Origin of the sequence: Streptomyces fuscigenes, from assembly GCF_021556455.1 — a bacterium.
Classification (GTDB): Bacteria; Actinomycetota; Actinomycetes; order Streptomycetales; family Streptomycetaceae; genus Streptomyces; species Streptomyces fuscigenes.
The window spans coordinates 1-10,611 of the sequence record NZ_JAKGCV010000188.1 but is presented as its reverse complement, the minus strand read 5'-3'; the positions used below and the strand labels follow the sequence as shown (position 1 = coordinate 10,611).

Genomic DNA, 10,611 nt, shown 5'->3' with positions numbered 1-10,611 from the left:
CACGGGGTCCCGCTCGGGGCGCGCGGTGCGGGCGAGGACGGCCTCGCCCTCCTGCTCCACGACACCGTCCGCCAGGGGCGTCCGCTCGGCTGCGCGCTTCGCGCCGCCGCCCAGCAGCGCGCGCAGCCGGGGGCGCGCGGACCGTGCCCGCACGACGCGCTGCACCTCGCGCCAGGTGACGTCGGAGGCGTACGAGAGGGTGCGGGCGGCCTCGTAGACCCGGCGCAGCAGCGCGTCCGCGTCCGGCAGCCCGAGCGCCGCGGCGACGGCGTCCTGTTCCTGGAGTGCGAGCCGGTCGCCGGCGCGTCCGGTGGTGAGGTGGAGGGCGTCGCGGACGTCGAGGAGCGCGGTGCGGGCCCCGGCGAGCCCCTCGCGGGGCGCGTCGGCGAGCCAGGAGGCGGCGACGGCCCGCAGGGCGGTGGCGTCCCTGAGGCCGCCACGGGACTCCTTGAGGTCGCCCTCGAGCAGGAAGCGCAGCTCGCCGTGGCGCTCGCCGCGCTCGCGGCAGAGTTCGGCCAGTTCGGGCAGGCGCCGCACGGCGTGGTTGCGCCAGTCGGCGAGGACGGTGGTGCGCAGCGCGGTGGCGAGCGCCGCGTCGCCCGCGACCGGACGCGCATCGAGGAGTCCGAGGTGCGCCTTGAGGTCGTCCGCGGCCGTCCGGCGCGCCTCGGCGGGAGTGCGCACGGAGTGGTCGAGGGCGAGGCCGAGGTCCCACACGGGGTACCAGAGGTGCTCCGCGAGCGCCGCCACGGCGGCGGAGGGGGCGCCGTCGTGCAGCAGGAGCAGGTCGAGGTCGCTGCGCGGGGAGAGCTCGCCGCGCCCGTAGCCGCCGACGGCCACCAGGGCGGCTCCCCGGACACCGGCGCGGGCGGCCGCGGCGTCGAACAGGTGCCGGAGCCAGTCGTCGGTCAGCGCGGCGAGGGCCTCGCGCCGCGGGCGGCCCGACCGCGCCCCTTCTTGGAGGAGGCGCAGCCGGTCGCCCGCGTAGGAGGCACCCGGCGGCGGGGCGGCGTCCTCAGAGGGCATCGGGGCCGCGTTCGCCGGTGCGCACCCGCACGGCGGTCTCGACGGGCACGGTCCAGACCTTGCCGTCGCCGATCTTGCCGGTGCGGGCGGCCTTCACGACGAGTTCCACGACGTCGTCGGCTTCGCCGTCCTCGACGAGGACCTCGATGCGCACCTTGGGGACGAGGTCGACGGTGTACTCGGCGCCCCGGTAGACCTCGGTGTGGCCGCGCTGGCGCCCGTAGCCGCTCGCCTCGGTGACGGTCAGTCCCTGTACGCCGAAGGCCTGGAGGGCCTCCTTGACCTCGTCGAGCCGGTACGGCTTCACGACGGCGGTGATGAGTTTCATGCGTCCACCTTCGGGGTCTTCGCCGCTGCCGCGCGGTCGGCTGCGGGCGCGCCGCCGCGGTGCACGGCCGCACCGCCGACGCCGGTGTAGTCGTACGCCGACTCGGCGTGCTGGGTCATGTCGAGTCCGGTGATCTCGTCGTCCTCGGAGGCGCGGAAGCCGATCGTCTTGTCGACGAGTTTCGCGAGCAGCCAGGAGACCACGAAGGAGTAGGCCATGACGGAGAAGGCTCCGGCGGCCTGCTTGCCGAGCTGGGTGAGGCCGGCGACGCCGCCGGTGGCGAGGACGCCCACGAGCAGGGTGCCGATGACGCCGCCGACGAGGTGGACGCCGACGACGTCGAGCGAGTCGTCGTAGCCGAGCTTGAACTTGAGGCTGACGGCCCAGGAGCAGACGGCCCCGGCGACGACGCCGATGAGCAGGGCGCCCCAGGCGTTCACCGCGGCGCCGGAGGGGGTGATGGCGACGAGGCCCGCGACGGCGCCGGACGCGGCGCCGAGGGTGGTGAACGCGCCGTGCTTGACGCGTTCGTAGGCGAGCCAGCCGATCATCGCGGCGGCGGTGGCGATCTGGGTGTTGAAGGCCATGTTGGCGGCGGTGCCGTTGGCGGCCAGGGCCGAGCCGGCGTTGAAGCCGAACCAGCCGAACCACAGGAGTGCGGCCCCTATGACGACCAGCGGCAGGCTGTGCGGCCGCATCGGGTCCTTCTTGAAGCCGATGCGCTTGCCGACGACGAGGACGGCGGCCAGTCCGCCGATGCCGGCGTTGATGTGGACGGCGGTGCCGCCGGCGAAGTCGATGACGCCGAGCTTGAACAGCCAGCCGCCGGACTGCCACACCCAGTGCGCGATCGGGAAGTAGACGACCGTCACCCACAGGGCGATGAACAGGGTCCAGGCGCTGAACTTCACGCGGTCGGCGAGCGCCCCGCTCATGAGCGCGGGCGTGAGCACGGCGAACATCAGCTGGAAGAAGGCGAAGGCGAGCACCGGGATGCCGCCCTTGCCGGTCAGCGTCTCGGGATCGATGCCGTTCATGCCGAGGTGGCTGAGGTTGCCGATGAGCCCGACGCCGCCGGCGTCGTCCCCGAAGGCCAGCGTGTAGCCGTAGAGCACCCACAGCACGCTGACCACGGCGAGGGAGATGACGGACATCATCAGCATGTTCAGGGCGCTCTTGACCCGCACCATGCCGCCGTAGAAGAACGCCAGTCCCGGCGCCATCAGCATGACGAGTGCTGCACTGATCAGTACGAACGCGGTATCTGCACCATTCAAGGCCGGCGTCCCCTCCGTCGGTCGGATCGGCCCTGTCGGACATTTCGTACGGGCCGCCTATGGTGAGGAGGCTCGCGCAGGGCCGTTACCGGTGGGCGCGCCCCGTGTTTCGGGGCGGTGACGAAGATGAGCGGGGTGTTACGGCGCGGTGAACCCCCGCCGCGCCCTGCCCCTGCGCCCCGCTCCCGGCGGAGTTCCGGGCGCGGGCCGGTGCGGGCCGGACGCGGGACGGGACGTGGACCGGCCGCGGTGTCACCCTGCTGTCCTGTCGGCGGGGGAGCCGTGTCGGGCGGTACGGGGTGAGCACCGCGGCCGGGGTATCAGACCGCTTCCGCGCGTTCCGGGAAGCGGGGGCCGAGCAGTTCGCCCAGCTCGGCGACCTCGGGGACGTCCTCGAAGTCCCGTACGGCCTGGTCGACGGTCTTGCGCAGCCGGGTGTTGACGCGTTCGGAGCGGATGGAGCGGGCGATGTCCAGCGCCGCCCTGGCGGGGGCCGCCATCCGCTCGGGCTCGCGCTTGAGGAGGTGGACGCTGGCGAGGCCGACGAGATTGAGCGCGTAGGAGCGCTGGTGGTCCTCGTCCTGCTGGAAGAGTTCCACGGCCCGCTCCATGACGGGCTCCGCGAGGGAGGCGTACGCGGGGCTGCGGCCGGCGACGTAGGCCAGATCGCGGTAGGAGTGGGCGTTCTCCGCGTGCAGTTCGGCCTCGGTGAAGAAGCGGATCCAGTCGGGGTCGCTCTCGCCCTGCTCGCCGGCGTCGGCGAAGGTGTCCTCGGCCATCCGCACCGCGCGCTTGCACTTGCTCGGCTGGCCCATGCCCGCGTACGCGCGCGCCTCCATGGCGTGGAGCATGGCCTGGGTGCGGGCGGTGGCGCAGTCCCGGCTGCCGTACTGGGCGAGGTGGACGAGTTCGAGCGCGTCGTCGGGGCGGCCGAGGTGGATCATCTGCCGGCTCATCGAGGACAGGATGTACGAGCCGAGCGCGCGGTCGCCGGCCTCCTTGGCGGCGTGCAGGGCGAGGACGAAGTACTTCTGTGCGTTGGGCTGGAGGCCCACGTCGTAGCTCATCCAGCCGGCGAGTTCGGCGAGTTCCGCGGCGCACGTGAACAGCCGGCGCGAGGTCGCCCCGGGCAGTGGTTCCTGGAGCAGGTCGGTGACCTCGTGGAGCTGCCCCACGACGGCCTTGCGGCGCAGGCCGCCGCCGCACTGCGCGTCCCAGAGCCGGAACATCGCGGTGGTCGACTCCAGCAGCTCCAGCTCGGGCCCGGACAGGCGGGGGGTGCGCCGCGCGGCCGGCTGCTCCCCGGGGGGCGCCGCCGGCTCGCCGCCCCCGGGCGTCGGCACGAGCCACCGCTGCATGGGCTCGACGAGGGCCGGGCCCGCGGACAGGGCGAGTGAGGAGCCGAGGAAGCCGCGGCGCCCCAGCATGAGGTCGCTGCGGGAGAACTCGCTCAGCAGCGCGACGGTCTGGGGCCCGGCCCACGGCAGGTCGACCCCGGCGGCTGAGGGCGACTGGTGGGCGCTGCGCAGTCCGAGGTCCTCGACGGCGACGACGGAGCCGAACCGCTCGGAGAACAGCTCGGACATGATGCGCGGGATGGGTTCGCGGGGCTGCTCCCCGTCGAGCCAGCGGCGCACGCGGGAGGTGTCGGTGCTCACGTGGTGGGCGCCCATCTGGCGGGCCCTGCGGTTGACCTGGCGGGCGAGTTCGCCCTTGGACCAGCCGCTGCGCGCGAACCAGGAGCCGAGCAGGTCGTTCGGGCGTTTGCCCGTGCCCGCCTCGTCTGCGCCGCTGCCGCTCACCTGGAACGCCCCCATCCGCTCGATCCGTCGCGCGAGCCGCTGTAAGGATGCCGTGTTCCGGGGCGCCGCGTCCGAAGATTCACCCTTCGAACAGCCGCTCGAAGTGCCTCCGGCATACTCACGAGAACACCCCTTCTCCCCGACTCGTGCACTGAAAGTAATCCTACGATCACCCCTCCAGCTAGGGGATTCAGCATTCCTCGCGAAATCGCCACCATTCGCCACCCCTTCGACTGAACTCGCCCCGGAGCGGACGCGATTCACTTGACAGGCTGCGGCCAGGGGCCGAGTCAATGAGGTGCACCGGGGCGCGCGAAGCGACTCGCACCACCCCCAATACCTCCTCACCCCCTCGCCGACGCCCCGTCGACAACGGAGTGTCACGGGCAGACTGCGAGTCGTAACCACCGGCGCGCTCGACCCGTTGGAGGGGGCATGGGCTTCACCATCGGCGGTATCCGGGACATCCGGGAGCTGCGATCGGCATCGCGCCGCCGCGGTCGCGCCACGGAGTGCACCGCGGTCGCCGAGTACACCGGCCTGTGGGGCTGGGACGTCCTGGCGGGCGCACGCGCCTCGGCCTCGGGCGCCTGCTCCTGCGGCGACCTGCTCTGCGCGCGGCCGGGCGCGCATCCGCTCGGCTTCTTCCCCGGTGTACGCGCCGGCGCGACGCTCGACGAGGTCACGAGGGCGTGGTCCGAGGTTCCGGGTGCCGCCGTGCTGCTGCCGGCGGGCCGCCGGTTCGACGTGATCGACGTCGCGCTCGGCGCGGGTGTGCACGCGCTCGCCCGCCTGGAGCGTATGGGCCTGCCCCGGGGCCCCGTCCTCGCGACGCCGACGGGCCGGGCCTACTTCTTCGTGGCGCCGGGCGCGGCCGCCGAGCTGCCCACGCTGCTGTACCGCATGGGCTGGGACGACGCGGACCTCGATCTCGCCGGGCTGGGAGAGGGCGCCCACGTGGTGGCGCCGCCCTCCCCGATGGGCACGCACGGACCCGCGCACTGGCTGCGGCCGCCCTCGCCGGACGCGCCGGCGGTGCCGCCCGCGCGGCTGCTGCTCGGCACCCTCGCGTACACCTGCCACCGGGTGGGACGGGCGCGGCCCCGGCGCGGAGCCTGACGGCCGCCGGCACGCCGCGCCGGGTGACGGCCGCACCGGAGGCGGCGCACGCGCACGACGGGGCGCGGCGTACGTGCAGGACGGCGCGCGGCGTACGACGAAGGGCCGGGCACGACGAAGGGCGGGCGACCACCGGGTCGCCCGCCCTTCCGTCACGGCCCCGCCGGCCCGGCGTCCGGCCGGCGGCCGGGACCGGGGCCGAGGTCAGTCGCCGATCAGCGCGTCCACGAACGCGGCCGGCTCGAACGGCGCCAGGTCGTCGGCGCCCTCACCGAGTCCCACCAGCTTGACCGGGACGCCCAGCTCGCGCTGGACGGCCACCACGATGCCGCCCTTCGCGGTGCCGTCGAGCTTGGTCAGCACGATGCCGGTGATGTCCACGACCTCCGCGAACACGCGCGCCTGCACCAGCCCGTTCTGGCCGGTCGTGGCGTCGAGGACGAGCAGCACCTCGTCGAGCGGACCGTGCTTCTCGACGACCCGCTTCACCTTGCCCAGCTCGTCCATCAGGCCGGTCTTGGTGTGCAGGCGGCCCGCGGTGTCGATGAGGACGACGTCCGCGCTCTCGGCGATGCCCTCCTTGACGGCGTCGAAGGCGACGGACGCCGGGTCGCCACCCTCGGGCCCGCGCACGGTACGGGCGCCGACGCGCTCGCCCCAGGTCTGGAGCTGGTCGGCGGCCGCGGCACGGAAGGTGTCCGCGGCGCCGAGCACGACGGAACGGCCGTCGGCGACAAGGACGCGCGCCAGCTTGCCGGTCGTGGTGGTCTTGCCGGTGCCGTTGACGCCGACGACCATGACCACGCCCGGCGTGTCGAGGCCGCTCTCGGTCTTGACCTCGCGGTCCAGGTCGGCGCCGACCAGGGTGATCAGTTCCTCGCGCAGCAGGGTGCGCAGTTCCTCCGGGCTGCGGGTGCCGAGGACGCGCACGCGCTCGCGCAGCCGCTCCACCAGCTCCTGTGTCGGCTTCACGCCGACGTCGGCGGTCAGCAGCGTGTCCTCGATCTCCTCCCAGGTCTCCTCGTCGAGGTGCTCGCGCGACAGGAGCGTGAGCAGGCCCTTGCCGAGGGAGTTCTGCGAGCGGGCCAGGCGGGCGCGCAGCCGCACGAGCCGGCCGGCGGTCGGCTCGGGCACCTCCAGCGGCGGCGCGGGCGCGAGCCCGACCACCGGGTCCTCGACGGCGACCGGGGTCTCGGTCGCCGTCGCCCCGTCGGGGAGGTCGACCTCCTCGATCGTGCGGCGCTTTTCGTCCCGCGAGGTCTCGGCCTCGTCGCCGACGTGCGGTTCGGCCGGCGGGGCGGTGATGGTGGGCGAGGCGGGCGGGGGCGGCGGCAGCTTCTTCCTGCTGCGGCTGCGGCCGACCACGAGCCCGCTGAGGCCGCCGATGACGACCACTGCGATGACTACGACAAGGATGACGAGTTCCATAACGCTCCCCAGTATCAGCCACGAGCACGCCCGGCCCGGCACGGCCGCTCCCGGGCCGGGCGAAGGAGCATGGAACGATCATCCGACGGTCACATGGCGCAAGACGTGGCGATTTATACCTTTTGCTAACCTATTTCGATGTCTGGTGCCCCCTCGCACAGCACGGTGGAGACGCGCGGCCTCGATCCCGTGCCGGACGGTGAACGTACCGGACGTGTGCGTGCCCTCTTTCCCACCTGGGCCGGGGCGAACATCACCGTGTTGCTCGTCACCGTCGGCGCCGGCTTCGTCGTCTCCGACGGGCTGGCCCTGTGGCAGGTCCTCGTCGTCGCCGCCGTCGCGCCCGCCCTCTCGTTCGGCATCGTCGGCCTGATCTCGCTCGCGGGCAAGCGTGGCGGCGCACCCGGAATGGCACTGTCGCGGGCCGTGTTCGGGCAGCGCGGGAACCTGCTGCCGGGCGCGCTGATCTGGCTCGCCCGCTGCGGCTGGGAGATCGCCAACGCGGTGACGGGCGCGTACGCGCTGCTGACCGTGGCGCGCCTGCTGGCGGGTGTGCGCGGCGGGGCCCTGCTCGACGTGGCCGCGCTGGTGGTGTTCGTCGCCGCGAGCTGCCTGGTCTCCGCCTTCGGCATCCTGGCGCTGCGCGGGTGCGCGCGGGGGGCGTCGTACCTCTTCGCCGCGTTCAGCGTGGCGGTCTTCGCGTACCTGGCGGGCCACGCCGACTGGTCCGCCGTCCTCGGCCGGCGGGCGGGGTCGCCGGCGGCGGTGGTCGCCGCCGTCGGCACGCTCGCGGGCGGCGGCCTGAGCTGGGCCGCGACCGGCCCGGACCTGACGCGCTACCTGCCGCGGGAGGTGCGGGGCCGCGCGGTCGTGGCGCGCACCGCAGGGGGCGCGCTGGTCGTGACCGTGCCGCTGCTGGCCATGGGCGCGGTGCTGGCGGCCGGTGCGCCGGGGCTCGCGGCCACGAGCGACCCGGTCGCGTTCATCGGACGCCTGCTGCCGACCTGGCTGGCCGTGCCGTACCTGGTGACGGCGCTCGCCGGGATGGTGCTGATCAACTCCCTGTCGATGTACTCCGCGGCCTTCATGGCGCAGGCCGTCGGCATCCGCGTGTCCCGGACCCGCGCCGTCGCCCTGAACGCCATCGCCAGCGTGGTCCTCGGGGCGGCGCTCATGCTGCTCGCCGCGAGCTTCCTCGACGCGTTCCTGTCGTTCCTCTCCCTGCTCGGGGTGGCCTTCGCCGCGTGGGCCGGGGTGTTCGGCGCGGACATGGCCACGCGCCGGCGCTACGACCCGGCGGCGCTGGCGGCCCGCGGCCCGGGCGGCGGCTACTGGTACCGCGCCGGTTTCGCGCCCTCCGCCGTCGGAGCCTGGGGGGCGGCGCTCGCGGTGGGCGCCCTGTTCACGCGGGTCGAGTGGTTCACGGGGCCGCTCGCCTCCACCTGGGTCGGGCGCGGCGGGCTCGGCTGGGTCGCCACGATCCTCACCGGCGCCGGGCTGTACGCCGTCCTGCCCCGTGCGCGCCCGGCGGACCGGGACGGGGGCGGCGGGACGGGGACGGCACCGGGCGCGGGCCGCGCGGCGGCGCCCGGCACCGCCTCGGGCGCACGCGAGGGCACGCGCCGCCGGCGGGCGCGGCGGGCCGCCGCTGCGGGCGTCCGGCGGCCGGGCCCGGGACAGGTCAGCGCAGGCGCTGGCTGATCACCTTGGAGACGCCGTCGCCCTGCATGGACACGCCGTAGAGCGCGTCCGCGACCTCCATCGTCCGCTTCTGGTGCGTGATGACGATCAGCTGCGAACTCTCCTGGAGCTCCTGCATGATCCGGATCAGCCGCTGGAGGTTCGTGTCGTCGAGCGCCGCCTCCACCTCGTCCATCACGTAGAACGGGCTGGGGCGCGCCTTGAAGATCGACACGAGCAGGGCCACGGCCGTCAGCGAGCGCTCGCCGCCGGACAGCAGCGACAGCCTCTTGACCTTCTTGCCCGGCGGCCGGGCCTCCACGTCGACGCCGGTGGTCAGCATGTTCTCCGGGTCCGTGAGCAGCAGCCTGCCCTCGCCGCCGGGGAAGAGGCGGGAGAAGACGCCCTCGAACTCGCGGGCCGTGTCCCGGTACGCCTCGGTGAAGACCTGCTCGACCCGCTCGTCGACCTCCTTGACGACCTGGAGGAGGTCGAGCCGGGTCTTCTTGAGGTCCTCGAGCTGCTCGGAGAGGAAGTTGTGCCGCTCCTCCAGGGCCGCGAACTCCTCCAGGGCCAGCGGGTTGACCTTGCCGAGCTGCTGGTGGGCCCGCTCGGCGGCGCGCAGCCGCTTCTCCTGCTCGCCGCGCACGAACGGCCTCGGGCTGTTGCGGGGGTGCTCCGGGTCCTCGGGCAGCTCCTCGCCCTCGGCGGGCGGCGACGGCGGCACGAGCTGGTCGGGGCCGTACTCGGCGACGAGCCCGGCCGGCTCGACGCCCAGCTCCTCCAGCGCCTTCGTCTCCAGCTGCTCGATCCGCAGCCGCTTCTCCGCGCCCAGCACCTCGCCGCGGTGCACCGAGTCGGTGAGCCGGTCCAGCTCCGACTTCAGGTCGCGGCCCCGGTTGCGCTCCTGGGCCAGCTCCCGCTCCCGCTCGGCCTTGGCGCTCTCGGCGGCCGCCCGTTCCCGTTCGGCCCGGGTCAGGGACACCTCCACGTGCGCGAGCAGCTGGCGGGCGCCGGCGGCCACGGCCCCCGCCACCGCGGCCTCGTGGCGCAGCCGCGCCCTGCGCTGCTCGGCGCGGGTCCGCGCCTCGCGCTCGGCGCGGGCGCCCCGGTCCAGCGCGTCCGCGCGGCCCGCCAGCGCCTTCACCCGCTCCTCGTGGGTGCGGACCTGCAGCCGCGCCTCCATCTCGGTCTGCCGGGCATTGGCGCCGTCGGCCGCCAGCCGGTCGCGCACCGAGGTGTCGGGGTCGTCGTCCCCCTCCTCGGCGGCGGACTCCTGCGCGACGAGGAGCCGTTCCGCGAGTTCCTCCGCGTCGGCCGTGGCCCGCTCCAGGGCCTCGGTGGCCTTGGCGACGGCGGACGCGGCGCGCTCGGCCTCGCCGGCGGCGCCCCGCGCCTGGCCGGCGAGGCTGCCGAGCCGGCCGGAGACCGCGGACTTCTCCCGGTCGGCGGCGCGCCGCCGCTCCCCGAGCTCCTCCACCCGGGCCGCTGCCGACGTCCTGGCGTCCGCCGCCTCGTGCTGCGCGCGGGCGAGTTCCCCGCAGCGCACCGTGAGGCGCTCGATGTCGGCCGCGGCCTCGTCGACGGACGCCTGCACCTCGATCAGGCTGGGCGCGCCCGCGGAGCCGCCGTGCGCGAAGTGCGCGCCGAGGACGTCGCCGTCGGCGGTCACCGCGGTCAGCTCCGGCCGGACGCGCAGGAGTTCCTCGGCCTCCTCCAGCGTGCTCACGGCGACCATGTCCGCCACCAGCCGCGCCACCGCGGCGAGAAGTCCGGGCGGGCCGCTCACCAGGTCCTGGACGCGGACGGGCTCCCCCACAACCATGCCGGCGGGAGCGGGAGCCGGGGCGGTGTCCCGGGCCGGGAAGGCGGCGGTGTCCGCCGCGCCGGGGGCGGCCGGCGCTCCGGCGCCCTGGGCGTCCGCGTCGCCGGCGGTCCCCTGGGCGCGGGG

Annotated in this window: 8 protein-coding genes; 2 read left to right on the top strand and 6 right to left on the bottom strand. The window is 74.7% G+C overall.

Annotation, left to right across the window (positions count from 1 at the left end; translation table 11 throughout):
* From L1885_RS16410 to nsdA, 4 genes are all read right to left on the bottom strand, one after another.
* Positions 1-1,026, bottom strand: a 1,026-nt coding sequence (locus L1885_RS16410) for a [protein-PII] uridylyltransferase family protein (protein WP_235797861.1), incomplete at its 3' end; no start/stop codon positions are given.
* Positions 1,016-1,354 (bottom strand): P-II family nitrogen regulator, encoded by a 339-nt coding sequence (locus L1885_RS16405; RefSeq protein ID WP_235797860.1) that lies wholly within the window; start codon positions 1,352-1,354, stop codon positions 1,016-1,018. The genes L1885_RS16410 and L1885_RS16405, both read right to left, overlap by 11 nt.
* The gene (locus tag L1885_RS16400) at positions 1,351-2,631 is read right to left on the bottom strand and encodes an ammonium transporter (RefSeq protein ID WP_372481957.1); all 1,281 of its coding nucleotides are present in this window, start codon (positions 2,629-2,631) and stop codon (positions 1,351-1,353) included. Before L1885_RS16400 ends, L1885_RS16405 begins: the two co-directional genes overlap by 4 nt.
* 320 nt (positions 2,632-2,951) lie before the next feature.
* Complete coding sequence (gene nsdA / locus L1885_RS16395; RefSeq protein ID WP_268984156.1) at positions 2,952-4,448, bottom strand: transcriptional repressor NsdA; 1,497 nt, start codon at positions 4,446-4,448, stop codon at positions 2,952-2,954.
* 420 nt (positions 4,449-4,868) lie between these two features.
* Here nsdA and L1885_RS16390 point away from each other — a divergent pair, with 420 nt between their 5' ends.
* Positions 4,869-5,552 carry a bifunctional DNA primase/polymerase gene (locus L1885_RS16390; RefSeq protein ID WP_235797859.1) on the top strand — a complete coding sequence of 228 codons (684 nt, stop codon included), beginning with the start codon at positions 4,869-4,871 and terminating at the stop codon, positions 5,550-5,552.
* 204 nt (positions 5,553-5,756) lie between these two features.
* Here L1885_RS16390 and ftsY read toward each other — a convergent pair whose 3' ends face one another.
* On the bottom strand, positions 5,757-6,980 hold the full coding sequence (ftsY, locus tag L1885_RS16385; protein WP_235797858.1) for a signal recognition particle-docking protein FtsY: 1,224 nt from the start codon (positions 6,978-6,980) through the stop codon (positions 5,757-5,759).
* Positions 6,981-7,118: 138 nt separating this feature from the next.
* Here ftsY and L1885_RS16380 point away from each other — a divergent pair, with 138 nt between their 5' ends.
* Positions 7,119-8,681, top strand: coding sequence for a purine-cytosine permease family protein (locus L1885_RS16380; protein ID WP_235797857.1), 1,563 nt, complete (start codon positions 7,119-7,121; stop codon positions 8,679-8,681).
* Here L1885_RS16380 and L1885_RS16375 read toward each other — a convergent pair.
* Positions 8,662-10,611, bottom strand: a 1,950-nt coding sequence (locus L1885_RS16375; protein WP_235797856.1) for an AAA family ATPase, incomplete at its 5' end; no start/stop codon positions are given. The two genes, L1885_RS16380 and L1885_RS16375, sit on opposite strands and share 20 nt — an antisense overlap.

What these genes read in the sequence shown, in the direction of transcription:
- L1885_RS16380 (WP_235797857.1), top strand. Translation starts at nt 7,119, where the DNA reads ATGTCTGGTGCCCCCTCGCACAGCACGGTGGAGACGCGCGGCCTCGAT.
- L1885_RS16390 (WP_235797859.1), top strand. Translation starts at nt 4,869, where the DNA reads ATGGGCTTCACCATCGGCGGTATCCGGGACATCCGGGAGCTGCGATCG.
- L1885_RS16405 (WP_235797860.1), bottom strand. Translation starts at nt 1,354, where the DNA reads ATGAAACTCATCACCGCCGTCGTGAAGCCGTACCGGCTCGACGAGGTC.
- ftsY (WP_235797858.1), bottom strand. Translation starts at nt 6,980, where the DNA reads ATGGAACTCGTCATCCTTGTCGTAGTCATCGCAGTGGTCGTCATCGGC.
- nsdA (WP_268984156.1), bottom strand. Translation starts at nt 4,448, where the DNA reads ATGGGGGCGTTCCAGGTGAGCGGCAGCGGCGCAGACGAGGCGGGCACG.